This is a genomic window from Streptomyces sp. bgisy027, assembly GCF_057710365.1.
The window spans coordinates 16123-41117 of sequence record NZ_JBYIVZ010000008.1 but is presented as its reverse complement, the minus strand read 5'-3'; the positions used below and the strand labels follow the sequence as shown (position 1 = coordinate 41117).

Sequence of the window (24995 nt, the reverse complement as noted above, 5' to 3'; positions counted from 1 at the left end):
GGGAGGAGATTACGGATGGGCAGCCGCACCGCACTGGTCGAGGATCTGATGGAGCGATTCCCGCACGTTCCGCGGGAAGCCGTCTTCAAGGAGGATCTGCTCCGGGGCGGGGTCGCCTTCGACCCGTCGGCCCTCAGCGACAACGAGGGCGGCGAGGTCAAGCCGAAGTCGTACTTCATCTTCTCCTTCGACCACGGGACCCTGCCGGAGCTGGGCGAGGCCGCGCTGCGGCGCCCGCCGGAGGAGATCATCCTCACCGGCGGCCCGTACGAACTGCGCCGCACCGTCGTCTCCGTGCGCGTGAACCCGGCCTCGCCCTACCGCGTCGCCGCCGACGAGCACGGCGTGCTCGGCCTCTACCTCGACGGCAGGCGCATCTCGGACGTCGGCGTGCCGCCCATGCCCGAGTACTACCGGCACACCCTTTCCAACGGGAAGTCGGTGATGGAGGTCGCCCCGACCATCCAGTGGGGCTACCTGATCTACCTGACCGTCTTCCGGGTCTGCCAGTACTTCGGCGCCAAGGAGGAGTGCCAGTACTGCGACATCAACCACAACTGGCGCCAGCACAAGGCGGCCGGGCGGCCCTACACCGGTGTGAAGGACGTCGACGAGGTCCTGGAGGCGCTGGAGATCATCAACCGGTACGACACCGCGAAGGCGTCGACCGCGTACACGCTCACCGGCGGCGCCATCACCTCCAGGCTCCAGGGCCGCGACGAGGCCGACTTCTACGGCATGTACGCCAAGGCCATCGAGGAGCACTTCCCGGGCCGCTGGATCGGCAAGGTCGTCGCCCAGGCGCTGCCCAAGGACGACGTCCGGCGCTTCAAGGACTACGGCGTGCAGATCTACCACCCCAACTACGAGGTGTGGGACGAGTACCTGTTCAAGATGTACTGCCCGGGCAAGGAGCGGTACGTCGGCCGGGACGAGTGGCACAAGCGGATCCTGGACTCGGCGGACGTCTTCGGCGCGCGCAACGTGATCCCCAACTTCGTGGCCGGCGTGGAGATGGCCGAGCCCTTCGGCTTCAAGACGGTCGACGAGGCCATCGACTCCACGACCGAGGGCCTGCGCTTCTTCATGTCCCACGGGATCACGCCCCGCTTCACCACCTGGTGCCCCGAGCCGACGACCCCGCTCGGCAAGGCCAACCCGCAGGGTGCGCCGCTGGAGTACCACATCCGGCTGCTCCAGGCCTATCGCCGGACCATGGAGGACTTCGGTCTGTCCTCGCCCCCCGGGTACGGCCCGCCCGGACCCGGCAACGCGGTGTTCTCGGTGAGTTCGTTCATGGACAGCCTCCCGGCGCAGGAGCCGACGGCGACGGAAACTCCGTCGGCGGTCTAGTCGGGCGGCACGGGCGCCGGTATAGGTGAGACGGACGGGGCTCGCGTCCGTACCCGTGGCTGGAGTTGCCGGTCCACCACGGTCTGTCATGACATCTGAACACGGCGCTTGTCAGTTGTGTTGAAAACGTGAAAGGGTCATGTCCCGCCGCGAGGTTCTCCCCAACTCCATTGCCAATATGGCGAGTTGACCTCGCATGTGGATGCAGGAGACTCATGCCCGACCTGCCGACCCCTCAGGACGCCACCGAGGCCGCGCTGTTCTCCGAGTGCTGGGACGCCGTGCTGTCGTACGCCGACCTGTGCACGGCCGGGTCCTCGGCGGCCGGGCAACTGGCCGCCGAGGCGTTTTCCGCCGGCATACGTGAGGCCCGCGAGACCGAGGCCATAACCTTCCGCAGCGCGGGCCGCCGCCCCGCCCGCCTGCCCCGGATCCCCCTCCTCCTGACCGCCGTGCGCAACACGGCGGCCGCCTGGGAGGAGAGCGGGCAGGGCCACAAGCTGGACCCCGACCTGCGTCTGTGGCTCAACTCCGACAAGGCCGCCCGCTTCGCCGGACCCCCGCTCCAGCGCCCGCTCGCGCTGCGCGGACTGCGCGACATGCAGGAACCGGACGCGGCACTGCTGTGGCTGTCCGAGGTGGAGGCCCTGCCGCAGGCCGTCGTGGCCCGCCGGCTCGGCCTCGACCCGGCCACCCTCGCCGAGGAACTCACCCAGGTGCGCGGCGTGTTCCGGGACCGCAGCCGGCGCAACCACCTCGACACCCCGATGGACGCGCACTGCCGCAGCTACGCCCGCCTCCTCGACGCCGTCACCCGCTCCGCCGCCGCCGACACCCCCGCCGACCTCTCCCGCCACCTCGCCACCTGCGTCAACTGCGCCGAGGCCGCCGCCTGTCTGCGGCTGCACGGCGGCGGGCTGCCCGGGGCCCTGGCCGGCGGAGTGATCGGCTGGGGCGGCCTCGCCTACCTGGAGCGCCGCCGCCGGGCCGCCGAGGTGCGCCTGGGCGCCGGGCGTCCCGAGGCGGCGGACGCGGAGGCGGGACCGCCGAACCCCGGCGCGCACAAGGCCCGCGTCGTGCGCGGCGGCCTCCTCGTCGCCGCCGTGCTGGTCTCCGCGCTCGCCCTCGCGGTGTCGATGATGCCGGGCGGCGCCGGTGACGGCACCGCGGCCGACGGCGACGCCTCCGACCGCCGGCCGGTCGCCGACCCCGGCTTCTCCCTGCCGGTCACGGCCGCCACCCGGTCGCCCACCGGCTCCGCACAGCCGTCGAGCAGCGCCCCGCGCGAGGACCCGCCCGAGCCGAAGGACCCCGAGCCCGAACCCCAGGGCACCCAGTCCTCCACGGCCCGCGAGGACGACCCGGAACCCTCCCCGAGCGCGGCCCCGGCCTGCGAGGTCGTCTACGACCTCGTCAACGAGTGGCCCGACGGCTTCCAGGCCACCGTCACCGTCACCACCGAGGAGGCCCTGGACGACTGGCGCGTCGGCTGGTCCTTCCGCGACGGTCAGACGGTCGGTCAGATGTGGGACGCGAACTTCGCCCAGAACGGCTCCCGGATCACCGCCGAGGCCGCCGACTACAACCGCACGGTCCCCGCCGGCGGCTCGCTGGCCTTCGGGTTCATCGCCTCCTGGGAGGGCGAGAACTCACCGGCGGCCGACTTCACACTCAACGGGGACGACTGCGCCTCATAATTCGGTTGACGGGCCTTCCCCGGCCCCGGCTAAAGTGACAGCGGTTCAAGGCGGTGGCCGATCGGCCACCGCAGTCGAGCGGACGTGTATGAGGAGGTGTCGACCAATGGCTGTCTTTGCGACGAGCGCTGCCCGCATCCAGACCATCAAGTCCACCTCCGTGGCCGCCGGCTGAACCCAGACCTCACTTCCCTCCGCGCCCGTGCGCGCGGCTGCCGGGGCCATTCCTCGTGAAGGGTCACCCGTTGACTTCCACCTCCGTTTTTCCCGCGTTGGCTCCCTACGGCTGGGACTCGGCCTGGGCCGACGCGTTCACCCCGTACGACGCCCAGGGGCTGCTGCCCGGGCGCGTCGTACGGGTCGACCGCGGGCAGTGCGACATCGTCACCGCCGACGGTGTCGTACGCGCCGACACGGCGTTCGTCACCCCGCACGACCCGATGCGGGTCGTGTGCACGGGCGACTGGGTCGCCGTCGAACCGGCGGGCAATCCGCGTTACGTACGGACGTATCTGCCGCGCCGTACCGCGTTCGTACGCTCCACCTCCTCCAAGCGGTCCGAGGGGCAGATCCTCGCGGCCAACGTCGACCACGCGATCGTCGCCGTGTCGCTGGCCGCCGAACTCGACCTCGGCCGCATCGAGCGCTTCCTCGCCCTGGCCTGGGAGAGCGCCGAGTAATACAGCACAGCCCTCACCTGCACAGATGCCGTTTGGAGCGGCCGGATCTGTGTTGTAGGAGGGAAACATGGCGAAACAGAAGGTGGCTGAGGAGTTCCGGGACGCGACTCCCGAGGAACTGGCGGGCAAGCGCCCCGTCGACTTGGCCGACCTCTATCTCCGCCGCAGCAAGAAGAGGGAAACGGTCGAGACGCTCAAACAGCACGCTCGCGACCTCCGCCGGGAGATGGACCGGCAGGGGCTCACCGTGCGCAAGGTGTGGCTGGAGCAGCGGAGTGCCTCCAAGGCGCACGTTCGTCGCGTGAAGCTTGAAGGCGCGATGGACGCCGTCATGGGCGGCGAGGTCAAGACGCTGGCGGTGTGGAAGACGGACCGTTTCGACCGACGAGGCATGGCTGCCATAGGCACTGCCCTGGACGAATTCGACCGGCGTCGGGCTCGGCTCTACGTCCTCCAGGAGAACCTGGACTCCACACAGCCGGGTGCCCGCATCGTCTTCGCCATCCTGGCCGAGCGGGCCCGGGAGGAGATCAAGGACCTCACCCTGCGAGTGACTACGGGTAAGACGGCGTCGCGTACGGCGGGAAAGTGGCCCGGGGGCCGAACGCCGTACGGTGTCCGGTCTCCCAGGGGATCGGGGCGAGTTGAGCGGGAGCCGTCCGAGTACCCGCACGCACGCCGGATCGCAGACGACCTCCTGCTCGGGCGCTCGGCTATGCGCGTGGCGCACACACTCAATGCTGAGGGACTCAGGACCCGCGACGGCGCTCTCTGGGATGCGCGCGCGATCACCCGCATGGTCCGTTCTACAGCCTGGGCCGGCCTCCTGCCGGAGAAGAAGAGGCTGTACGACGAGTACGGCCAGCCATTGGACACCTGGGTGCCCACGGACGAACCTGTTCGAGATGTTGAGGGCAACCCGGTGGTCATCGGGACAGGTGTCGTCACGCCGGGGGAGCGGCTGCGGATTCTTGCTCTGATCGACGAACGTGTCGCGAAGATCGGGGGAGGATCGCGAGGAAAGCGCCCACACACCACGTTTCTGGGTGGCTTCCTCGCTTGCCCGCGTTGCAAGGGGGCGATGACCGGTAGTGGTGGGAATCGAGGCCGCATGTACAGGTGCCGCACGCGTGCTGTGCACGGCAAGGACGTGTGCGTCGGTGTGGTGGTTCGAGCAGGACGTATAGACGCAGCTGTCGAAGCGATGTGGCTGAGTCACGTCTCCGCGCTTGAGTACGGAGACCCTGGCCTTGATGCCATCGTTCGGCGTTGGACCGTCCTCCACGACGTTGAGCGGGAGACCCGGAGGAAGGACGTCATGGCCGCACTCGATGCTGCCAACTCCCGTCGCGACAAGTTGGAGCACGACTTCTACGTCGAGGGAACGCTGGCGGAGGACCGGTTCAAGGTCTTGTCCGCTGAGCAGACGTCGGTCATCGACACACTCGACAACGAGGCTGCGGAACTCGCGCGAGAAGCGGACCTGTCGATCTTCTTTGCGGACGGACAGGCACTGGCCGAAGCATGGCAGGAGTCGACGATGGCGGACCGGCGCATGCTGCTCGGATGCGTCATGAAGTCCTTGACGATCACTCCCGCTCTCCGGCAGGGGGATCAGACGCCGATCATGGACAGGCTCGTTCCTGAGTGGGTGGCGTGACGCACTCGTAGCGTGCATGCATCTGGTTCGACTCCTGCCGGTGGCCCGTCTGGCTCGGTCACACGTGACTGACCTGGGCACCGCGTGACCTGAGGGACGGCCCCTCGGGGTTGAATCAGGGTCGAACCCTGGCTGCGGGCATCGTCGTTTCTGCCTGCCGCCCATGCGGCATATCCGGGCACCCTGGCTGAACTCGATCAGCGCTGGTGCGCCCTCCATCATCCTCTGGAAGTAATCACAGGTAGGAGCGTCTCGCTGACCGCTCCTGAGGAGAGCCGCTGGTTCCTGGCGAAGGCGGTCATGTGCGGCATCGTTGCGGCTCTCCGTCTGCCTGCATCGGCGACAACTCCCGAGGTGAGGTCGTCTACGTCCAGTCTTCAGCGAGACGGGACTGGTCCTCTGTCGACGCCGCATTCCTCGGCGCGTAGGGCTGTTCCAAGCGGATGTGTCGGCCCACCCACTGCTACGGCGAGGTGGGCTTCTGCGGGGAGCGGAGGACGAGCAGGGCGATCTCGCTGGGGGCGAAGATACGGAAGGGCGGTCCCCAGAAGCCGGTGCCGCGGCTGGTGTAGAGGAGGGTGCGGGGGCCGTGGCGGGTGAGGCCGGAGATGGCGGGTTGGTCGAGGCGGACCAGGTGGTGGAAGGGCCAGATCTGGCCGCCGTGGGTGTGGCCGGAGAGTTGGAGGTCGATGCCTGCCTCTGTCGCCCGGTCGACGAACTTGGGCTGGTGCGCCAGGAGCAGGACGGGCAGGTCGGGGTCGGCGCCGTCCAGGGCTCCGGCGAGGTGGGCGCGGTGGCCGGCCAGGCCGGAGGATTCGGCGGTGACGTCGTCGACGCCGGCGACCACGAGGGTGTCGCCGCCGCGTTCGAGGAGCAGATGGCGGTTGCGCAGGGGTTCCCAGCCCAGCTCGTCCATCAGGTCGACCCAGCCCTGGGCCTCGCTGTAGTACTCGTGGTTGCCGGTGACGTAGACCCGGGCCCGGGTGGCCTTGACCGTGCCGAGCGGGGCGGCCTGGGCGCGGCGGCGTTCGGCGGTGCCGTCCGCGATGTCGCCGGTGTGGCAGACCAGGTCGGCCTCCAGGTTGTTGACCGTCTCGCAGACCCGGGCCGACCAGCGGGCGCGCTCCAGCGGGCCGTAGTGAGTGTCGGTGATCAGGGCGACGCGGAGGCCGTCCAACCCGGCACCCAGCCGCGGGAGTTCCACGTCGAGGCGGCGCACGCGGGGCACGCGGCGGGCTTCGGCGTACCCCCAGGCGAGTAGTCCGGAGGAGATGCCGAGGACGGCCCAAGCGACGAGGCGGGCACGGTCCTGGCCGTCCCCGACGCCGGTCACGGTCAGGGCGAGCCGCAAGAAGACGCCGAGCAGAACGGACCAGGTGAACAGGACCCAGACAGTGCCCAGTAGCGTGTCGCCCACGATCGCCGCCCAGTCCTGCTGGCGCCGGCCGTGGCCGCGCACCATCGCGAGTGGCATGCAGATCAGGCCTAGGGTCAACAGGGCGGTACCGGCCAGCGTGACGGGCAGGGGCCAGTGCTGCCCGGAGTACAGGAGCACCCAGCAGGGCACGGCCCAGAGCAGGGCGGCGGCGACCACGGGGATGATGTAGCGCATCAGGCGGTGCACTCGGCTCTGTGGCGGAGATTGCACTTCGCTGTCGGTAGGTCGGGTGTTGCTGGTGTCGGTCACGCTTCGCCTCTCTGACCAGGCTGCCGTCCGGCGCGCTGTATTCGGTCGTCGTCCGGCCGGCCGGACGGGTTCATGGGTACGGCCCTGCGGGGCCGTGGGTTCTCTGCGGGATGGCAAGACTTGGCCGTGGACACCTGAAGCGGATCCGTCGCCGGCTCTTGCTGAGGTGCTTGGTTCGCTTTCGCTCCCGTCGGGCCACATGTCCGACGCAACCCGACCCGCGGACTCTCATCTCGGCCCAGGGGCCCCCACGCGCAGTCCGTCCATCACGAGGTCGAGCAGGCGATCCGACCGGGTCCGCCAGTCCCCGCCGCCCTCGATCTGCCAGATGCCCGCTATCGCGAGGATGAAGTCGTCGGTGGTGACGTTCGGGCGGATGGCGCCGGCCGCGTGGTTGGCGTTGATGAGCAGTGCGATCGCGTCGACCACCAGGGAGTATCCCGGCTTCGCCGGGCCCCCCGTCGCACTGATGGCCTGGCGCAGCGCATCGGCCAGGCCCGCCCTGGCCGTGGCGAAGTAGGCGAGGCGGCTCATCCACTCGCGCAGGGCCTCGTCGGGGCTCTCGCTGCTGAGGAGCTCGGAGGCGCTGTCGACGAGATGCTGCACCTCGCGTTGGTGGACTTCGAGGACCAGTGCCTCCCGGCTGGGGAAGTGCCGGTACAGCGTCCCCTGTCCGACCCCCGCCCTCTTGGCGATCAGGCTGAGCGGAGCGTCCGCGAACAGCGACAGCTCGGTCAACGCGGCCGCCAGGATGCGTTCGCGATTGCGTTGCGCGTCCGAGCGCTGAGGCGTCCCGTTCTTGGATTCCACTCGTCCTCCTCCCGGGCGTACCCGGCCTTCCCTTGATAACCGGACAGCAGTCCGCTACCTTCCTCGATACCGGACTATTGTCCGCTTAAGTTCACCATAACCGGCCGACGGCGCCGGTGGAAATGGCCGGTGGCGTGGGTGACCGGTGAGAAAGGAGGATGACCATGGGCCTGACCCCTTCGGCGGCATCCAGCGTCATCTCTTTGCACATCAACGGCGAGAAGCATCAGCTGTGCGTGGACCACCGCACCTCCCTGCTCGACGCCCTCCGCGAGAACCTCGGCCTGACCGGCACGAAGAAGGGGTGCGACCAGGGGGCGTGCGGTGCCTGCACCGTGCTGGTGGACGGGGTGCGGATCAACTCCTGCCTCGCGCTGGCCGTGCAGTACGACGATCGCGAGATCACCACCATCGAAGGGGTCGACCATCCGCTGCAGGAGGCGTTCGTCCGGCACGACGGATTCCAGTGCGGCTACTGCACGCCCGGCCAGATCTGTTCCGCGATCGGAATGCTGGCCGAGCACAAGGGCGGAGCGCCCAGTGCCGCGACCGAGCACCTGGCCGAGAGCGGCGGTGAGCTGTCCGAGGCGGAGATCCGGGAGCGGATGAGCGGGAACCTGTGCCGGTGCGGCGCCTACAACGGCATCGTCGCCGCGATCGGAGAGGTGGCCTGATGAAGTCCTTCTCCTATGTAGCCGTGTCCGACGTCGAGGACGCGGTCCGGGCCATCGCGGCCGAACCCAACGCCAAGTTCCTGGGCGGCGGCACCAACCTCGTCGATCTCATGCGGGAGAGCGTCGAGAGCCCAGACGCGATCGTGGACATCACACGCCTTCCGCTGACCGCGATCGAGGAGCTGCCCGACGGCGGCATCCGTATCGGCGCGCTCGTGCGCAACAGCGGACTCGCCGCGCATCCGATGATCAGGGCCCGGTATCCGATGCTGTCCCAGGCGATCCTTCACGGCGCCTCGGCACAGCTGCGCAACATGGCGACCGTCGGCGGAAACCTGATGCAGCGCACACGCTGCCTCTACTTCTACGACAGCGCCTCACCGTGCAACAAACGCGAACAGGGCAGCGGTTGCGCCGCGATCGGCGGCTTCACCCGCGGCCACGCGATCCTCGGCGCGAGCGAGCAGTGCATCGCCACCAACCCGTCGGACATGGCCGTGGCGCTGGTCGCCCTGGACGCGGTCGTCGAGGTGCGCAGCGAGCACGGGACCCGGCGGATTCCGCTGGCTGACTTCCACCGTCTGCCCGGCGGCACCCCGCACATCGAGACCGAGCTCGCCCCGGACGAACTGATCACCGCAGTCGAGGTGCCCGGCCTCCCGGTCGCGGCGACGTCGCGCTACCGCAAGGTACGCGACCGGGCCTCGTACGCCTTCGCCCTGGTCTCGGTGGCGGCGGCGATGGAGGTCCGGGACGGGCGCGTCAATGCCGTACGGCTGGCGCTCGGCGGCGTCGCTCCCAAGCCCTGGCGGGCCCACCCGGCCGAGGAGGCGCTGCTCGGGGCTCCGGCCACCGAGGAGTCCTTCGGCCGGGCCGCGGACGCCGTACTCGCCTCCGCGGTCGGACAGGGCGACAACGACTTCAAGATCGAACTGGCGCGACGCACCATCGTGGCGACCCTGCGCCGGCTTCTCACGGACGGGAGCGCCGCATGACCGAGACACTGCCCCACGCCGAGACGGGCGGCTCCGTCGTCGGCAAGCCCGTAGACCGTGTCGACGGACCCGCCAAGACCACCGGAGCCGCCGTCTTCTCCGCCGAGGTCGCCTATCCGGATCTCGCGTACGCCACGCTCGTCCCCGCGACGATCAGCCGCGGCCGGATCACCTCCATCGACACCGCCGCCGCGACCGCCGTACGCGGCGTGATCACCGTGCTCACCCACGAGAACGCGCCCGAGCTGAAGCCGCCGCAGCCGTTCAACCCGTTCAACTTCGCCACGTTCGCGGCCGGAACCCAGGTCAACTACCTCAGGACCGACGAGATCTTCTGGGACGGTCAGCCGGTGGCCCTGGTCGTGGCCGAGACCCTGGAGGCGGCACGCGAGGCCGCCGCCCTGGTCCACGTCACATACGAGGAACGTGCCTCGGCCGTGGACTTCGCCGCCGAAGAAGGCAACGCCCAGCCCCAGAAGGCCAACATGGTGCTGCCGAGCGGTGCGAAGAAGGGGGATGCCGAAGCGGCTTTCGCGGCATCGCCGGTCAAGGTCGATCTGCGGTTCACCACTCCGCCCCACAACCACAACGCGATCGAACCGCACGCCACGACGGCGGTGTGGGAAGGCGACCGGCTCACCGTGCACGACAGCACGCAGAGCATCGACTGGCTGCGCACCCACCTCGCCCTGCGGTTCGACGTCCCGCCGGCCAACGTGCGCGTCGTCTCGACGTTCGTGGGCGGCGGGTTCGGCGGCAAGAGCGTGGTCTGGGCCGGCACGATCCTCACCGCCCTCGCCGCACGTGCCATCGAACGGCCGGTGCGCATGATGCTCACCCGGGAAGCCGTCTATCAAACCGTCGGCGCGCGAGGCGCGTCGACCCAACGAGTCGCGCTCGGCGCCGGCACGGGCGGCAGGCTGACCTCGCTCATCCACACCACCGTCGCCCGCACCGGCCGGGTGGGCGGCCTCCCGGAGACCCTGACCAGCCCGTCACGGCACCTCTACGCCACCCCGACCATGCTGCTCCAGCAGAACCTGGTCGAGATGGACCTCATCCCGCCCTCACCGATGCGCACCCCCAGTGAGGGGATCGGAAGCTTCGCGCTGGAGTCGGCGATCGACGAACTGGCCTGCCAGGTGGGCATGGACCCGATCCGGTTCCGGATGCTCAACGAGCCCGAGACCAACCCGGTCGACGGCAAGGCGTTCTCCCGCCGCCTGTTGCCCGAGGCCTACGCGCTGGGCGCCGAGAGCTTCGGCTGGGACGAACGCACGCCGGAGCCGGGTTCGATGCGGGACGGCCGGTGGCTGGTCGGTATGGGTGTCGCCACGGCGTTCCACCCGGCCCAGCAGATGGCCGCCAACGTCACGGTCCGGTTGTCCGTCGATGGCAGCGTCCTCGTGCGGTGCGCCTTCCAGGAGATCGGCGTGGGTGCCGCGACGGTGCAGGCGCAGATCGCCGCCGACGCGCTCGGCGTTCCGTTCGAGAACGTGCGCGTCGAACACGGTGACTCGGCTCTGCCGAGCAGTGCCGCCGCGATTGGTTCCGTGCAGACCGCCACCGTGGCCAACAGCCTTCTGGAGGGCTGCGAGAAGCTCAGGAAGCGGTTGCGCACCCTGGCCCGCAGGCACGGCGCCTCCGGCCAGAGCTACACGGAGACGCTGGCCAGGGCGGGCCTGCCGTCCGTGGAGGTCGCGATCGGTTCGGACACCCGGGTCGGGAGGATGACCGGCCAGGTGAAGTTCTTCACGCGCTTCCTGCGGGAACAGCGGCGGTGGATGAAGGCCGCCTACGGAGCCCACTTCTGCGAGGTCCGGGTCGACCGGGACACCGGCGAGGTGCGGATCGCCCGGTGGACCGGCGTGTTCGACTTCGGCCGGGTGATCAACACGAAGACGGCGACCAGCCAGCTCCGCGGCGGCATCATTGCGGGGATCGGCATGGCCATGGGAGAGGAGACCCTCGTAGACTCCCGCAACGGGCGGATCATGAACCCGAGCCTCGCGGAGTACCACCTCCCCGTCCAGGCCGACATCCCGCAGATCGAGGTCAAGTGCCTCGACGTGCCCGACCCGACCATGCCGCTGGGCCTGACCGGCATCGGCGAGGTCGGCCCCACCGGGGTCGCCGCGGCAATCGCGAACGCCGTCCACCACGCCACCGGCAAGCGCATCCGCGACCTGCCCATCACCCTGGACAAGCTGCTGTGACCATGCGGGGCGGGACGGCTGCCACGGGTAGGCGTGGGGCCGAACCTGAGTCGGACCCAAGCCTCGTACCGCGGTACGAGGCCCATCCCCGCGGTCCCGCCCGCGGGGGGACCGGATCGGGGCCCACCCGCTCATAGCGTTGCTGGTGAGGTGTCCGACAGGCGCCCGGGGCCGAGGAAAGGCACGCTGATGATCGAGGCACGGGTACTGACCAAGAGGTATGGGGAGAAGACCGCGGTGGACCGGCTGGACTTCACCGTGAAGCCAGGCACCGTGACCGGCTTCCTCGGGCCCAACGGCGCCGGGAAGTCCACCACGATGCGCATGATCGTCGGACTGGACGCCCCGACCAGCGGCTCCGTGACGCTCAACGGCCGCCCCTACGCCAAGCACCGGGCGCCGCTCCAGGAGGTCGGCGCGCTGTTGGAGGCGAAGTCGATCCACCCGGGCCGCTCGGCGTTCAACCACCTCAACGCGCTCGCGCTGACGCACGGCATTCCCCGCAGCCGTGTCGACGAGGTCATCGACCTCGCCGGTCTGGGCAGTGTCGCGAAGAAACGGGCCGGAGCCTTCTCCCTCGGCATGGGGCAGCGGCTCGGCATCGCGGCGGCACTCCTCGGCGATCCGCAGACGGTGATGCTCGACGAGCCGGTCAACGGCCTCGATCCGGAGGGCGTGCTGTGGATCCGCAATCTGCTCACCTCGCTCGCGGCGGAGGGGCGGACGGTGTTCGTCTCCTCGCATCTGATGAGCGAGATGGCGCTGGTCGCGGACCACTTGATCATCGTGGGGCGTGGACGGCTGCTCGCCGACACGACGGTGCAGGACCTGGTCCGCGAGGCGGGCGGCAACACCGTGAAGGTGGCGACGCAGGACCCGGCGCGGCTGCGGGACATCCTGACGGGGCCGGGCGTCGACATCGTCGGCCAGGTCGGCTCCGAGGAACTGCACGTCACGGGACTCACCGCCCGTGAGATCGGACTGAAGGCGGCGGAGCACGGCATCCCGCTGTTCGAACTGAGTCAGCGAACGGTCTCGTTGGAAGAGGCGTTCATGGACCTGACCAGGGATGCCGTGGAGTACCACGGCACCACGACCGCTACCGACACCCTCGGGAGGGTGGCATGAGTTCCCTCACCACGATCGCGGAGGCCCGGCAGGAGCCGACCTCCCGGTCCCGCCCCGCCTACCGGGTGACGGGCTGGCACGTACTGCGCTCGGAGTGGGCCAAGCTGTGGTCGCTTCGCTCGACGTGGATCACGCTGACGCTCGGACTGCTGTTCCTGCTGGTGTTCGGGCTGATCATTTCCTGGCAGTTCAACGCGGGCAATCTGGACAGTGACTTCGAGACCTCCAAGGCGGTGGACCTTGCCCTGTTCGGTGTCCCCTTCGCTCAGTTGGCCCTCGGCGTCCTCGGTGTGCTGGTGATGGCGGGCGAGTACTCGACCGGAATGATCCGCTCGACGCTGGCGGCCGTTCCGCGCCGACTGCCGGTGCTGTGGTCCAAGGCCGCGCTCTACGGGCTGGTGGCGATGCTGGTCGCCTCGGCCGGGGCGTTCGTGGCCTTCCTGGTCGGCAGCCAGATCGTCTCCGGCACCTCGGCGGCCCAGAGCCTGTCGGACGCCGGAGTCCTCAGGAGCCTGCTGGGAGCCGGGCTCTACCTCGGCCTGATCGGCGTGATCAGCGTCGGCCTCGGCGCACTGCTGCGGTCGGTGGCGGGCGGCATCTCGGTGCTGGTCGGTGTGTTCGTCCTGCTGCCCGGACTGACCTCGCTCCTGCCCAGCTCCTGGGAGGACAACGTCAGCCCCTACCTGCCGAGCAATGCGGGCGAGTCCATCTTCGCCCTGACGCACGACTCCACCACGCTGTCCCCAGGGGCCGGCCTGGCGGTCTTCCTCGGCTGGACGGCCCTCACGCTGGCGGGTGCGGCCTACCGGCTCAAGCGCAACGACGTCTGAGTCGTCCGGACCACAGACGGGTGACCGACGTGAGCATCGACGACACCGGCGGAATGGGCCCCCTGGTCGCCCGGTTGAACCGCGGCGGCCAGTGGTTGCGGCACGCGGACCGGGCCCGTCCATGGGTGCTGGACACCGCGGTGGTCGTACTGGTCGCCGTGATGTTCTGCCTGCCGGACGTGCTGCCCGAGGGCTCGGGGGACGACGGCCCGCGCAAGATTCGTCTCACGGTCACCGAACTGCCCCTGGCGGCCACGTTGGCCCTGCAGGCCGGGCTGGTGCTGCCGCTGCTGTGGCGGCGGCGCAGACCGCTGATGGCCTTCGGTGTCATCGCGGCCGTGTTCCTGCTCCAGTGGTCGCTGAACGCCGCGCTGCGCGCGGACATCGCCCTGTTCGTCGCCCTGTACAGCCTGGCCCTGCACGGAAGGCTCCGGCAGCTTCCGTGGGCCGGTGCTGTCATGGCGGGCGCGATGGTGCTGGTCGCAGTGCGCGTGGCGGAGTCCGTGTCCGTCTGGGACGCGCTGTTCTTCCTGCTCAGCACGGCCACCGCGGCCCTCGCGCTCGGCCTGGTGATCAGGTTTCGCCGGGCCCAGCTCGCCGGGCTGCGGGAGCGGGCGGCCCGGCTGGAGATCGAGCGCGACCAGCGCAGCAGGCTGGCGACCGCCACCGAACGCGCCCGGGTGGCCCGGGAGATGCACGACATCGTCGGCCACAACCTGGCCGTCATCGTCAGCCTCGCCGACGCGGGTGCGTACGCCAGCGACGCGGCCCCGGAACGCGGCAAGGAGGCGCTGAACCTGATCGGCGACACCGGGCGCCAGGCGCTCGGCGAGCTGCGCAGGGTGCTCGGCGTGCTGCGTGAGGCGACGGACACCGACGACTCGCCGTCCGGGCCGCCGCTCAGTCCGCAGCCCGGCATCGCCGACATCGACATGCTGTGCGCCGGTGTGCGGGCCGCCGGCCCGGAGGTGGTCTACCGCACGGTCGGTGACATGGACGCCCTGGACGCGGGGGTGCAGCTGGCGGCGTATCGCATCGTCCAGGAAGCCCTCACCAACTCTCTCAAGCACGCCGGGGCCGACACCCGGGTGGGCCTGTCGATCCTCGTCGAGGACGGCCGGCTGGAGATCCTGGTCCAGGACACCGGCCCGTCGGGTCCGGCCGAGCCGCCCAACGAGGAAGGACACGGACTGGTGGGTATGCGTGAACGAGCGGCACTCTACGGCGGGACTGTCAGTGCCGGGCCCGAGGCCGGCGGGGGATGGCGTGTGAAGGTCGGCCTCGACCTCCTGTCCCGGGGTGGTGACCGATGACCACCGTGCTCGTCGTGGACGACCAGCCGCTCCAGCGCTATGCCTTCCGCCTCCTGCTGGAGTCCGCCACCGAGACGACTGTGCTCGGTGAGGCCGCACACGGTGCCGAGGCCGTCCGCCTGGCGGCGGAACTGCGCCCCGACGTCGTCCTCATGGACATCCGCATGCCCGGCATGGACGGCATCGAGGCCACCCGCCGCATCGTCGCGGCCGGTGACCGTTCCCGCATCCTCGTGCTGACCACCTTCGACCTCGACGAGTACGTCCATGCCGCCCTCCGGGCCGGGGCCAGCGGGTTCCTGTTGAAGGACGTGCGCCCCGAAGAACTCCTGGCCGGCATCCGGGCCGTGGCCGCCGGCGACGCCGTGATCGCCCCCGCCCTCACCCGTCGGCTCCTGGACGAGTACGCACAGCATGTCCCGCAGCCCACCGATCGCCCGGCTCAGGAAGCCCGGCTGAAGGGGCTCACCGACCGGGAGCGCGAGATTCTCGTGGCCATCGGCAAGGGTTGGACCAACGGGGAGATCGCCGCCCACTTCGTCGTGGCCGAGTCCACCGTGAAGAGCCACGTCCGCAGCATCCTGGCCAAGATCGGTGCCCGTGACCGCATCCAGGCCGTGATCTTCGCCTACGACCTCGGACTGGCCCGCCCCAGGTCCGGCTGACTCGATCCAGTTTCTGTTGCACTCCTGTCGGTGGAGTGCAATGCTTGCACTGTAACCCTAGATGTGCAAAGCAGTGGACCGGCGTCGGACTGTCGCGCGTCGGAACGCGGTTGACGAAAGGGGCGCTGCGATGAAGGTCGCTGATGGTGTCGCGGTGTTGGAGCTGCCGATGAAGGTGATGGGCTTCGACACGGTGATCCACCCGACGGTGGTCTGGGACGACGAGGACGTCGTGCTGATCGACACCGGGCTGCCCGGCAGCCTGCCGTATCTGACCGAAGGCATGGATGAGGCCGGGGTCCCGCTGGCCCGGGTTGACAAAGTCGTCCTGACGCATCAGGACCTGGACCACATCGGGGGCTTGGGCGGTGTGTTGCAGGCCGTGCCGGGACCGGTGGAGGTGATCGCGCACGAGGACGAGGCGCCGTACATCCAGGGCGACAGGCCACTGCTGCGGATGAGCGGCGACGGCCGCGCGGCGATGCCGGCCCCGGCCGACGAGGTGCAGCGTCGCGAGATGCTGCAACTGATGGAGGCGGCCAAGAACATGGAGAAGGTCCACGTCGACACGGTGGTGCAGGGCGGCGAGGTGCTGCCGTACTGCGGGGGCATCACGGTGGTCCACACCCCGGGCCACACTCGGGGGCACATCTGCCTCTACCTCGACCGGACCAAAGTCCTCGTCTGCGGCGACGAGTTGGAGGTCCGCGACGGCTCGCTGGCCGGGCCCAGGCCGGGGCTGTCGGCGGACGATCCGATGGCCCGTCGCTCGATCGCCGAGCTTGTCCCCTACGACGTCGACACCGCGATCTGCTACCACGGCGGCCTCTGGCGCGACGACACCAACCAGCGCATCCAGGAACTGGCCCAGGAAGGGGGACTGCGGTGACACCTCAGGGATCAGGACCGCGGCTTCCCGGCCCGCAAGGCGCAACCGCGTTCGGCGACGCGCAGGGTGCCGGAGCACACTGGACGGCCATCCGGTTCACGGACGGCATCATGACCGACGCGTTGGCCAAGCACCTGCTGGGACTGCAGCAGTACGGCATGACGGACCTCGGTGAGGTTCTCGAGGTCTGTGCCCAGCTGGAGGACGGCACCGAGGAGAGCTGGGTCACGGGGTGGGCGAGTTTCGCCGCGCGGTTGCAGCGGCGGGCGGAGCAGGCCGAGGCGGCCGGCAAGCTGGTCACCGCGTCGACGGCGTATCTGCGGGCTTCGACGTACTGGCGGGCGTCGGTGATGTACTTCAGCGATGCCGAGGACCCTCGCATGGCCGACAACTCCAACGCGACCGCTCTGTGTTACGAGCGGTACCTGAAGCTGTCGGGCTACCCGGGCCGGCGCGTCGAGATCCCCTACGAGGACGGCTTCCTCCCGGGGCACTTCTACACCTCCCCGGTCGCGGGGGAGAACGCGCCGGTCCTCGTGATCACCCCGGGGCGCGACACCTGGGCCGAAGACACCCGCTGGATCTACGACGGTGCCATCCGTCGCGGCATACACGCCCTGATCTACGACGGCCCCGGTCAGGGCCTCGCGCTGCGACAGGGCAAGCTGCCGTTCAGGCCGGACTGGGAGAACGTCCTGGCCCCGGTGATCGATTTCGCCATCGCCCAGCCGGGGGTGGACCCCTCGCGGGTGGGGCTGTTCGGCGTGAGCTTCGGTGGCTTCCTGACGATCCGGGCGGCCGCGTTCGAGAGGCGCGCCAAGGTCTGTGTCACCGATCCGGGCACCGTCGACTGGGGCGGCTCGATCTCCGGCAGGCTGCGGATGCTCGCGGACCTGCCGCCCGACCGGATTCCGCTGCAGATGCGCAACCTGATCAGGGACTACGCCTGGAAGCACGGGGTGCCGAACACCATCACGGACGTGATCGAAGCCCTCGCCCCGTACGACAACTCGCAGTTCGCGGGCCGGGTGTCCTGCGAAACGCTGGTGATGGACGGGGCCGAGGAGATGACGCCGGGGGAGGCGCGCAAGCTGTACGACGCCTTGAACTGCCCCAAGGACTACCTGCTGTTCGACGCGACCAGCGCGGCGCAGACCCACTCGCAGATGGGCAGCTACGCCACCGCGACCGAGTTCTTGTTCGACTGGCTCGACGAGCGCCTGTGACCGCTCATCGATGGAGAGAAGGAAAGAAGGAATCATGCGCATTGCGGTAGTGGGTGCCACGGGCCGTACGGGCAAAGAACTCGTCAGCCAGGCACTGGCCGACGGACACGAGGTGGTGGCCTACGTACGCCGCCCCGAGGCCGTCGCCCCCACGCCCGGACTGACGGTCGTCGGCGGGCAACTCGACGACGAGGTGGCGTTGACCGACGCCCTGGGCGGCTGCGCCGCGGTGGCGGTGGCACTCGGCAACCCGGTCACCAAGGCGAGTGCCCCATTGATGCAGATCGCCATGCCCACCGTGATCGCGGCGGCGAAGGGCGCCGGTGTGCGGCGGGTCGTGGTGCTGTCGGCGCTAGGGGTCGGGGCCACCTTGGCCAACGCCCGTTATCCCTACCGCTTCGGCTGCCGCACCTTCCTGGCCGGGGCCTTCAGGGACCACCACGCGGGCGAGTCCTTGCTCGAGAGCAGCGGTCTGGACTGGACCACCATCCACCCCGGCCCTCTGTTCGACGGCGCACGCACACCGCACCCGACCATCGTCGACGCGGCCGGCGGCCACCAGATGCCCAGAGCACCCAGGACGATGCGGGCAGATGTGGCCGCTGCCATGCTGGGCATGCTCACCGACCCGACCACCGTCGGCAAGCAGATGCTCATCACCTCGGTACAGCGATGAGAGAGCGCGCGAGTGTGACCAACCGCCGGCGGACCGCGGCCCTGATCACCGAGTCCGCACTGGACCTGGCCGAGGAGCGCGGGGTCGACGGGTTCACCATGGACGAGCTCGCCGAGCGGGTCGGCGTCTCCCGGCGGACCCTGTTCAACTACGTGCCGGGGAAGCTGGACGCGATCCTCGGTGCTCCGCAGAGTCCGGATCCGGCGTCACTGACCGTCTTCCGGGCGGGCGGCCCGACCGGCCGTCTCACCGAGGATGTCAAGGCCACCTTCGCCGATGTGCTGGACGCGACGCACACGCCCTCGGCGCAGGTGGAGCGGATTCGGCGGCTCGTCGCCTCGGACGCCCGGCTGCACAAGGCGATGCATGACAAGTTCGGCCATTTCGCCAGTGTCTTCGCGAACGCGCTGATTGAGCGCGACGGGGAGAGGTTCCCCCCTTTCCGCGCCCAAGTGGCCGCGACCGTCACACTGTCGCTGTTCGGCGTCGCACTCGACGCCTTCGTCGCCGATCCCACCGCGAGCCTCGCCGAGCACTTCGTGGCCGCCTTCGACGGTGCGGCCGCCCTCTTCGCCTGAGATCGACGCGTGAGCTGCTGTGCTTCGTGGGCCCTGCGGCCCACCGTCCAGACGGGCGGTGGGCCGCAGGGCCTGGAGACGTGTGTCAGAACATGCCGTTGTCGTTCGCCGAGGTCTCGGGCACCTGCGTCGAGGCGTCCCAGTGCTCGACGATCTTGCCGTGCTTCACCCGGAAGATGTCGATCGCCGCGGTGCCACGGTCGGTCGGGGAGACCGTGATGTGCGTGTGCAGGGTCACGAAGTCACCGTCGACGAGGACCCGCTTGAAGTCCACGTTGACGTTCGGTACCGCCTTGACGAACCCGGTCGCCCAGGTGACCCAACCCTCCTTGCCGTCGGCGACGTTGGGGTTGTGCTGGACGAGGTCGCCCAGGTAGCGGTCGGCGGCGGCCTGCGGCTGCTTCCGGTTGATGCCGAGGTCCACGAAGCCGAGCACCACCCGCTTGTTGAGCGCTTCCTTGGCGCTGTGGCCGGCCGGGGAAGCGACTGCTACGGATGACTTCGGCGCGGTGTCGGCGTTGGCGAAGGCGGTGGTGCCCACGGTCAGTGCGGCGGTGGTGAGGACACCGACGCTGACGAGCGTGGCGCGTCGGCTGAGTCTGCGGGACTGCATGAGTGTCTCCAGTGGGTTGTGGCGTGGTGCGGTGATTTCGGGGAGTCAGGCTGCATCCACCGTCACCGGCTGGGCCGGGGCGCGGTGGATGGGGGTCTGGGTGCCGGTGAGAGGTGCACCGGTGGCCCCGTGTCGCGCGGCGATGATCTCGGCGGCGATGGACAGGGCGGTCTCCTCGGGCGTACGGGCGCCGAGGTCGAGGCCGATCGGTGAGTGCAGCCGGGCGAGTTCCCGCTCGCCCAGGCCGGCTTCGCGCAGTCTGCGTGCGCGGTCGGCATGGGTGCGGCGGGAGCCCATGGCGCCGATGTAGGCGACCGGCATGCGCAGGGCCTGCTGGAGGAGGGGGATGTCGAACTTGGCGTCGTGAGTGAGGACGCACAGGGCGGTACGGGTGTCGGTCTCGGTGCCTCGCAGATAGCGGTGCGGCCAGTCGACGACGACCTCGTCGGCCTCGGGGAACCGGGCCCGGGTGGCGAAGACGGGACGGGCGTCGCACACAGTGACGTGGTAGCCGAGGAACTTGCCCACCCGGACCAGCGAGGCCGCGAAGTCGATCGCCCCGAACACGATCATGCGGGGTGGCGGGACGTGCGCCTCGACGAGCAGGGTGATCCCGCCGGGGCAGAGCGATCCGTCCTCGGAGAGTTCGACGGTGCCGGTGCGTCCGGCCTGGAGCAGGGCGTGTGCCTGAGCGGCGGCCGTCGCCTCCAGTGCGGTGTGGCCGGGCGGGCAGGAGCCTTCGTGGGCGCCGTCGGCGCGGACGAGCAGCGCCTGTCCGAGGAGGGCGGCGGGTCCCCGCACGATCCGGGCGAGCGCGGCCGGCTCGCCGTCGGCCGCGGCGGCCAAAGCGGAGCCGACGATCTTCCTGGCGGGCGTGTGCGCGGTGATCGGCGTGATGAGGATGTCGATGATCCCGCCGCACGTCAGCCCCACGGCGAAGGCGTCCTCGTCGCTGTAGCCGAACCGCTCGACCACGCTCCTGCCGTCCTGGAGGGCCTGTCGGCACAGGTCGTAGACCGCCCCCTCCACACAGCCGCCGGAGACCGACCCGAGGGCCGTCCCCTCGCTGTCCACGGCGAGGGCGGCCCCTGGCCCGCGCGGCGCACTGCCGCTGACGGCGACGACGGTGGCCACCGCGAACTCGCGGCCCTCGTCGAACCAGCGACTCAACTCCTGGGAGATATCAAGCACTTGGTCCCTCCGTGGACAGGACGCGATCGGGTCGGTCGGGCAGGGGGCAGCGGCAGCGGGCGTCGGAGTGTGGCGGACTCGCCAGGATCGGGGGTCGTCCGCCCGGCGCACCTCGATGGCGGCACCGAAGGCCGGTCGCGCGCCACGGGTCACTCGCCGGGCTGTGGCTGGCGCTATGGTGAACACAGGTGGACTGGTGTCCGCTAAACGAGAACGTACCGGACAGCTATCCGGTTAGCAAGGGGTCGGGGCGTGAGCCCGGGAGGAGGGGAAGTGCCGTCGAGGAACAACGGGCCTCAGCGCTCGGACGCGCAGCGCAATCGGGAACGGATCCTGGAAGTGGCGCTGGCCGAGTTGTCCCGTGACGTGGATGCTCCGCTGAGTTTGATCGCCAAGAAGGCGGGGGTGGGGCAGGGCACCTTCTATCGCAACTTTCCCAACCGTGAGGCGCTCGTCCTCGAGGTGTACCGCCACGAGGTACAGCTGCTCACCGACGCCGCGACGGAACTGCTCAAGACCCGGGAGCCCGACGCGGCCCTGCGGGAATGGCTGAACCAGCTCGCCCGCTTCGCTTCCGCGAAGACCGGCCTGTCGGATGTGATGCGTCAGATCGTCGGTACGACGGATGCTTCGGCCCAGCCCGGATACGCGCTGGTGGCCGAGGCGGTCGGGAACCTGCTCGCCGCCAATCACGAGGCGGGCACCATTCGTCCGGGGGTGACCGTGGACGACTTCATCCTGGCGATCGCCGGTATCTGGCAGCTCGATTTCCGTGGTGACTGGCAGGCTCAGGGGGCTCGGCTGCTGGACCTTGTCATGGATGGGTTGCGTGCGGGGGCGCCCACGCGGGGCTGAGGGGCCGAGGCCTGGGAGCGGCCGATCCGGCTGTCGAGCGGACCGGCCTGAACAACCGCAACTGACGCCCTCGCCGCAGAGCCGTAAAGGGCCGTAAGAGCCAAGGCCCGTAAGGGTGTCGGGGCTACTCGCCAGCTGCCGGGGTCATGTTCTTGTTGTGGCGGAGCAGGTTCCGCGGATCCCATACGGCCTTGACCTCGGCCAGCCGCCGGTACTTGGCCGCGCTGCCGAACACCCCGCGGCGCCACGCCTCGCCCATGTCCTGGGTGAGGTTGGTGTAGGCGTTGGGGAGCGTGTACGGGCTCAGGGCGGACCTGGTCGCCTCGGCCCACTCGTCGAACGACGCGTCATGGACCCGTTCCGTCCACACCGGCGCGCACTCCCACAGCCAGGACGCTCCCTTCCGGGAGAAGGCGGTGGCGTCCTCCCCGACGTCCTCGGAGATCGCGCCGCCCAGCGACCACACGTTGATCGTGCTCATGGTGCCCGGTGCGTCCGGCACCGCCGCCAGGCGCTCGACCAGTGTGTCGACCACGGCTTCGCCGAGCGTGGCGAGATAGCCGCCCCGTACCGTGGTGCGCCGGCCGTAGGGGACGACCGCGTCCAGCATGCTGTTCGTCTTCAGCCAGGTCGTGGGCCCCACGGTGTCGAGGACCGGTGTGCCGAGCGCGGTGAGCCGCCCGATGATCTCCTCCGCGTCCCCGCGAGGCCCGGTGTGGCACGGGATGAGGATCAGGACCGGCTTGCCATGCACCTCCTCGGGCAGTCCCGGAAGCGGCGGCGCGACGGTGAGGGTGGTGCCCAGGCCGAGTTCGCGGGGCGCGTCGGCCATGAAGGGGTGCAGCTTCGACAGTACGGCGGCGGCTTGTTCGCCGGGGAAGACGATCTGCCCGGAGACGACTTCGGGGCCCAGGGTATGAGCGCGGTACTCGAAGGCGGTGACGACGCCGAAGTTGCCGCCGCCTCCGCGCAGCGCCCAGAACAGGTCCGGGTTCTCCATCTCGTCCGCGTGGACCTTCCGCCCGTCGACGGTGATCATCTCGCAGGCGAGCAGGTTGTCGACGGTGGCGCCGAACCGGCGCATGAGGTGCCCGATTCCGCCGCCGAGGGTGAGTCCGGCGATGCCGGTGGTGGTGACGGTGCCGGACGGCACCACCAGGCCGTGCTCCTGCGTGGCCGCGTCGAGTTCACCGAGGACGACACCGGCCTGGGCCCGCACGGTACGGGTCCGCGGATCGACAGTGATCTCGCGCATGCCGGACAGATCCAGCACCAGGGCGCCGCCCGGCATGGCGTAGCCGTCGGCGCCGTGGCCGCCGCCCCGCACCGCGACGGGCAGGTCGCGTGCCGACGCGTACCGCAGGGCGGCGGCGACGTCGTCCTCGTCGACGCATCGGGCGATCAGCGCGGGGGGCGTGTCGGCGGCACGGCCGTTGAAGACGACCCTGGCCGCGTCGAAGCCGGCGTCCCCGCCGCGCAGGACGGCGCCTCGGAAGCCGGGCGCGAAGTCGGCGTGGGCGGGGGATGTGGGGGGAGAGCTCGTCGGGCTCATGTATGCCTTTCTGAAGGCGGGCGACCTGCGCGCGGCCGCCCGGTAGTGCGGGGTGGTGCCCCCGTCAGGCGAGGTCGGAGAGGTCCTCCGGCGTCAGGGTGATCGACCCGGCCGCTATGTTCTCCGCCAGGTGGTCGGGGGAGCCCGTGCCCGGGATTGCGAGGGTGACGGGGGAGGAGGCGAGCAGCCAGGCCAGGGCGATCTGGTGGACCGTCGCGCCGTGCCGTTCGGCGACCTTGGCTACACGGTCGGCGTCGAGGTCGCTGGTGCCGCCGCCGAGCGGGAAGAACGGCACGAAGGCGATGCCGGCTTCCTCGCAGGCCGTCAGGAGCTCCGCGTCGTCGCGCTTACCGGAGTGGAAGTGGTTCTGCACGGCGACGACGGGCGCGATCGTACGGGCCTCCGCGAGGTGGGCCGTGTCGACGTTGCTGAGACCGAGGTGGCGGATCAGGCCCTCCTCCCGCATCGCGGCGAGCGTTTCGAACTGCGCGGCGATGGACTCGCCGTGGGGCGGTTCCATCGCGCCGACGCGCAGGTAGACGACGTCGAGGCGGTCCACGCCGAGGGTTTCGAGGTTCGCCTCGACCATCGGGCGCAGAGCGGCGGGGTCGGTGGTCTGCCGAAGTCCGCCGTCGGGCGTGTCCCACGGGCCGACCTTGGTGGCCAGGACCAGGCCGGCCGGGTACGGATGGAGAGCCTCGCGGATCAGGGCGTTGGCGCTCACGGCACCATCGTCACTGCGGTAGAAGGACGCGGTGTCGATGTGGTCGACGCCGAGCTCGACGGCGCGGCGCAGGACCGCGCGACCGGCTTCGGGGTCGCGGGCCGGCCCGGTGAAGCCGTTGGTGGACAGCCGCATGGCTCCGAAGCCGATCCGGTTGACCGGCAGGTCACCGCCGAGCAGGAAGGTGTCGAAGGGGGTGTGGGTATCGAGGGTCATCGTCGTCCGTTTCGGAAGCGTGCCGCGTTCGCGGCAGTCATGGCAGGTGGGGATACCGGTTCGTCGTCAGTCCGTGATGACGGCGTCGCGGTGGATCCACTCGGGGCTGTGGGCCGCCTTGAACAGGAAGTCGGCGACATCCGCGCGGCTGATCGTCGGGTTGCCCTTCATCGGGAGACGGTCGCCGGAGAGGTAGGTGCCCTTGGCGGGCTTCTTGGTCAGCATGGTCGGGTAGACCAGCGTCCAGTCCAGGCCGCTGGAGCGGATCGTCTTCTCGGACAGCTCCTTATTGGCGTAGATGTTGCGCAGGAAGGTGCTGTACATGACCTTCTGCGCGGGGCTCGCCGACCGGTAGGTGTCACCCACGCCGAACGAGGACAGCCACACCAGGCGGGATATCCCCATTTCCCTGGCCGCGCCCGTCACCGCCGTCGCGGCGCGGGTGAACAGGTCGTCGGCGCGGACGGAGGTGCTCCTGCCGAGCGCCGATATGACGGCGTCCTGACCGATCATGGCCTTGGCGACATCGTTGTGCGAAGTGGCGTCGCCGGCGACCACGCGGATCCGGTCCGCCAGGTCGTCCAGCGCCTCCGGCCTGCGGGCCAGGACGGTGACGGTGTCGCCGGCCTCCAGGGCCAGGTCGACGACGTGGCGGCCCGTGGGCCCGGTGGCACCGAGGATGAGCAGGTTCATGGCGTGAGCCTTTCGTGAGGTGGTCTGTGTGGGGGTACCGCCCGCGCCTGCTGATCGCCTGGGCGGAGTGGCGG

The 24995-nt window shown here is 69.9% G+C and carries 22 protein-coding genes and 1 pseudogene; 16 read left to right on the top strand and 7 right to left on the bottom strand.

Going from position 1 to position 24995, the window contains the following annotated elements:
* Window positions 1-15 precede the first annotated feature (15 nt).
* The 4 genes and pseudogenes from AC3ETA_RS10530 to AC3ETA_RS10515 all read left to right on the top strand — a co-directional run bounded on the left by AC3ETA_RS10530 (window position 16) and on the right by AC3ETA_RS10515 (window position 5390).
* Window positions 16-1353 carry a radical SAM protein gene (locus AC3ETA_RS10530; protein WP_432192563.1) on the top strand — a complete coding sequence of 446 codons (1338 nt, stop codon included), beginning with the start codon at window positions 16-18 and terminating at the stop codon, window positions 1351-1353.
* Window positions 1354-1568: 215 nt separating this feature from the next.
* A complete protein-coding gene (locus tag AC3ETA_RS10525) occupies window positions 1569-3050 on the top strand; it encodes a cellulose binding domain-containing protein (RefSeq protein WP_432192562.1) in 1482 nt (493 codons plus the stop codon).
* Between the two features lie 245 nt (window positions 3051-3295).
* Window positions 3296-3721 (top strand): annotated as a pseudogene (rsgA, locus tag AC3ETA_RS10520) (GTPase RsgA); the annotation flags it as partial.
* 76 nt (window positions 3722-3797) lie between these two features.
* Complete coding sequence (locus tag AC3ETA_RS10515) at window positions 3798-5390, top strand: recombinase family protein (protein WP_432192561.1); 1593 nt, start codon at window positions 3798-3800, stop codon at window positions 5388-5390.
* Between the two features lie 463 nt (window positions 5391-5853).
* On the opposite strand, the gene AC3ETA_RS10510 is transcribed toward AC3ETA_RS10515, so the two are convergent.
* Window positions 5854-7077, bottom strand: coding sequence for a metallophosphoesterase (locus AC3ETA_RS10510; RefSeq protein ID WP_432192560.1), 1224 nt, complete (start codon window positions 7075-7077; stop codon window positions 5854-5856).
* A gap of 228 nt (window positions 7078-7305) precedes the next feature.
* Window positions 7306-7887, bottom strand: a complete 582-nt coding sequence (locus AC3ETA_RS10505; RefSeq protein WP_432192559.1) for a TetR/AcrR family transcriptional regulator — start codon at window positions 7885-7887, stop codon at window positions 7306-7308.
* A 164-nt stretch (window positions 7888-8051) separates the two neighbouring features.
* Here AC3ETA_RS10505 and AC3ETA_RS10500 point away from each other — a divergent pair, with 164 nt between their 5' ends.
* The 11 genes from AC3ETA_RS10500 (at window position 8052) to AC3ETA_RS10450 (ending at window position 19077) form a co-directional block, all read left to right on the top strand.
* Complete coding sequence (locus tag AC3ETA_RS10500; protein ID WP_432192558.1) at window positions 8052-8561, top strand: 2Fe-2S iron-sulfur cluster-binding protein; 510 nt, start codon at window positions 8052-8054, stop codon at window positions 8559-8561.
* On the top strand, window positions 8561-9556 hold the full coding sequence (locus AC3ETA_RS10495; protein ID WP_432192557.1) for an FAD binding domain-containing protein: 996 nt from the start codon (window positions 8561-8563) through the stop codon (window positions 9554-9556). The genes AC3ETA_RS10500 and AC3ETA_RS10495 overlap by 1 nt, the downstream gene beginning before the upstream one ends.
* Window positions 9553-11772, top strand: a complete 2220-nt coding sequence (locus AC3ETA_RS10490) for a xanthine dehydrogenase family protein molybdopterin-binding subunit (RefSeq protein WP_432192556.1) — start codon at window positions 9553-9555, stop codon at window positions 11770-11772. The genes AC3ETA_RS10495 and AC3ETA_RS10490 overlap by 4 nt, the downstream gene beginning before the upstream one ends.
* Window positions 11773-11961: 189 nt before the next feature.
* Complete coding sequence (locus AC3ETA_RS10485) at window positions 11962-12900, top strand: ATP-binding cassette domain-containing protein (protein ID WP_432192555.1); 939 nt, start codon at window positions 11962-11964, stop codon at window positions 12898-12900.
* The gene (locus tag AC3ETA_RS10480; RefSeq protein ID WP_432192554.1) at window positions 12897-13730 is read left to right on the top strand and encodes an ABC-2 transporter permease; all 834 of its coding nucleotides are present in this window, start codon (window positions 12897-12899) and stop codon (window positions 13728-13730) included. Before AC3ETA_RS10485 ends, AC3ETA_RS10480 begins: the two co-directional genes overlap by 4 nt.
* A 20-nt stretch (window positions 13731-13750) precedes the next feature.
* On the top strand, window positions 13751-15043 hold the full coding sequence (locus AC3ETA_RS10475) for a sensor histidine kinase (RefSeq protein WP_432192553.1): 1293 nt from the start codon (window positions 13751-13753) through the stop codon (window positions 15041-15043).
* Window positions 15040-15708 (top strand): response regulator, encoded by a 669-nt coding sequence (locus AC3ETA_RS10470; RefSeq protein ID WP_432192552.1) that lies wholly within the window; start codon window positions 15040-15042, stop codon window positions 15706-15708. The genes AC3ETA_RS10475 and AC3ETA_RS10470 overlap by 4 nt, the downstream gene beginning before the upstream one ends.
* A 130-nt stretch (window positions 15709-15838) precedes the next feature.
* On the top strand, window positions 15839-16597 hold the full coding sequence (locus tag AC3ETA_RS10465; protein ID WP_432192551.1) for an MBL fold metallo-hydrolase: 759 nt from the start codon (window positions 15839-15841) through the stop codon (window positions 16595-16597).
* A gap of 110 nt (window positions 16598-16707) precedes the next feature.
* Entirely contained in the window at window positions 16708-17823 is a 1116-nt protein-coding gene (locus AC3ETA_RS10460) for an alpha/beta hydrolase family protein (protein WP_432192550.1), read from the top strand.
* A gap of 34 nt (window positions 17824-17857) precedes the next feature.
* On the top strand, window positions 17858-18499 hold the full coding sequence (locus tag AC3ETA_RS10455; protein WP_432192549.1) for an NAD(P)-dependent oxidoreductase: 642 nt from the start codon (window positions 17858-17860) through the stop codon (window positions 18497-18499).
* Entirely contained in the window at window positions 18496-19077 is a 582-nt protein-coding gene (locus tag AC3ETA_RS10450; protein ID WP_432192548.1) for a TetR/AcrR family transcriptional regulator, read from the top strand. The genes AC3ETA_RS10455 and AC3ETA_RS10450 overlap by 4 nt, the downstream gene beginning before the upstream one ends.
* Window positions 19078-19162: 85 nt before the next feature.
* Here the strand turns inward: AC3ETA_RS10450 and AC3ETA_RS10445 are convergent, their stop codons facing one another.
* On the bottom strand, window positions 19163-19690 hold the full coding sequence (locus AC3ETA_RS10445) for a nuclear transport factor 2 family protein (RefSeq protein ID WP_432192547.1): 528 nt from the start codon (window positions 19688-19690) through the stop codon (window positions 19163-19165).
* A gap of 45 nt (window positions 19691-19735) precedes the next feature.
* A complete protein-coding gene (locus tag AC3ETA_RS10440; RefSeq protein WP_432192546.1) occupies window positions 19736-20881 on the bottom strand; it encodes an XdhC family protein in 1146 nt (381 codons plus the stop codon).
* Window positions 20882-21154: 273 nt separating this feature from the next.
* Between AC3ETA_RS10440 and AC3ETA_RS10435 the strand changes: the two genes are divergently transcribed.
* Window positions 21155-21736: a TetR/AcrR family transcriptional regulator gene (locus AC3ETA_RS10435; protein WP_432192545.1), complete on the top strand. Its 582-nt coding sequence runs from the start codon at window positions 21155-21157 to the stop codon at window positions 21734-21736.
* Window positions 21737-21860: 124 nt separating this feature from the next.
* Here the strand turns inward: AC3ETA_RS10435 and AC3ETA_RS10430 are convergent, their stop codons facing one another.
* From AC3ETA_RS10430 to AC3ETA_RS10420, 3 genes are all read right to left on the bottom strand, one after another.
* Window positions 21861-23288 carry an FAD-binding oxidoreductase gene (locus AC3ETA_RS10430; protein WP_432192544.1) on the bottom strand — a complete coding sequence of 476 codons (1428 nt, stop codon included), beginning with the start codon at window positions 23286-23288 and terminating at the stop codon, window positions 21861-21863.
* Between the two features lie 64 nt (window positions 23289-23352).
* A complete protein-coding gene (locus tag AC3ETA_RS10425; protein WP_432192543.1) occupies window positions 23353-24228 on the bottom strand; it encodes an aldo/keto reductase in 876 nt (291 codons plus the stop codon).
* A gap of 66 nt (window positions 24229-24294) precedes the next feature.
* Window positions 24295-24921, bottom strand: coding sequence for an NAD(P)-dependent oxidoreductase (locus AC3ETA_RS10420; RefSeq protein WP_432192542.1), 627 nt, complete (start codon window positions 24919-24921; stop codon window positions 24295-24297).
* Between the last annotated feature and the right edge of the window lie 74 nt (window positions 24922-24995).

What these genes read in the sequence shown, in the direction of transcription:
- AC3ETA_RS10515 (WP_432192561.1), top strand. Translation starts at nt 3,798, where the DNA reads ATGGCGAAACAGAAGGTGGCTGAGGAGTTCCGGGACGCGACTCCCGAG.
- AC3ETA_RS10480 (WP_432192554.1), top strand. Translation starts at nt 12,897, where the DNA reads ATGAGTTCCCTCACCACGATCGCGGAGGCCCGGCAGGAGCCGACCTCC.
- AC3ETA_RS10525 (WP_432192562.1), top strand. Translation starts at nt 1,569, where the DNA reads ATGCCCGACCTGCCGACCCCTCAGGACGCCACCGAGGCCGCGCTGTTC.
- AC3ETA_RS10485 (WP_432192555.1), top strand. Translation starts at nt 11,962, where the DNA reads ATGATCGAGGCACGGGTACTGACCAAGAGGTATGGGGAGAAGACCGCG.
- AC3ETA_RS10445 (WP_432192547.1), bottom strand. Translation starts at nt 19,690, where the DNA reads ATGCAGTCCCGCAGACTCAGCCGACGCGCCACGCTCGTCAGCGTCGGT.
- AC3ETA_RS10420 (WP_432192542.1), bottom strand. Translation starts at nt 24,921, where the DNA reads ATGAACCTGCTCATCCTCGGTGCCACCGGGCCCACGGGCCGCCACGTC.
- AC3ETA_RS10530 (WP_432192563.1), top strand. Translation starts at nt 16, where the DNA reads ATGGGCAGCCGCACCGCACTGGTCGAGGATCTGATGGAGCGATTCCCG.
- AC3ETA_RS10460 (WP_432192550.1), top strand. Translation starts at nt 16,708, where the DNA reads ATGACCGACGCGTTGGCCAAGCACCTGCTGGGACTGCAGCAGTACGGC.
- AC3ETA_RS10490 (WP_432192556.1), top strand. Translation starts at nt 9,553, where the DNA reads ATGACCGAGACACTGCCCCACGCCGAGACGGGCGGCTCCGTCGTCGGC.
- AC3ETA_RS10470 (WP_432192552.1), top strand. Translation starts at nt 15,040, where the DNA reads ATGACCACCGTGCTCGTCGTGGACGACCAGCCGCTCCAGCGCTATGCC.
- AC3ETA_RS10425 (WP_432192543.1), bottom strand. Translation starts at nt 24,228, where the DNA reads ATGACCCTCGATACCCACACCCCCTTCGACACCTTCCTGCTCGGCGGT.
- AC3ETA_RS10430 (WP_432192544.1), bottom strand. Translation starts at nt 23,288, where the DNA reads ATGAGCCCGACGAGCTCTCCCCCCACATCCCCCGCCCACGCCGACTTC.
- AC3ETA_RS10450 (WP_432192548.1), top strand. Translation starts at nt 18,496, where the DNA reads ATGAGAGAGCGCGCGAGTGTGACCAACCGCCGGCGGACCGCGGCCCTG.
- AC3ETA_RS10500 (WP_432192558.1), top strand. Translation starts at nt 8,052, where the DNA reads ATGGGCCTGACCCCTTCGGCGGCATCCAGCGTCATCTCTTTGCACATC.
- AC3ETA_RS10465 (WP_432192551.1), top strand. Translation starts at nt 15,839, where the DNA reads ATGAAGGTCGCTGATGGTGTCGCGGTGTTGGAGCTGCCGATGAAGGTG.
- AC3ETA_RS10495 (WP_432192557.1), top strand. Translation starts at nt 8,561, where the DNA reads ATGAAGTCCTTCTCCTATGTAGCCGTGTCCGACGTCGAGGACGCGGTC.
- AC3ETA_RS10455 (WP_432192549.1), top strand. Translation starts at nt 17,858, where the DNA reads ATGCGCATTGCGGTAGTGGGTGCCACGGGCCGTACGGGCAAAGAACTC.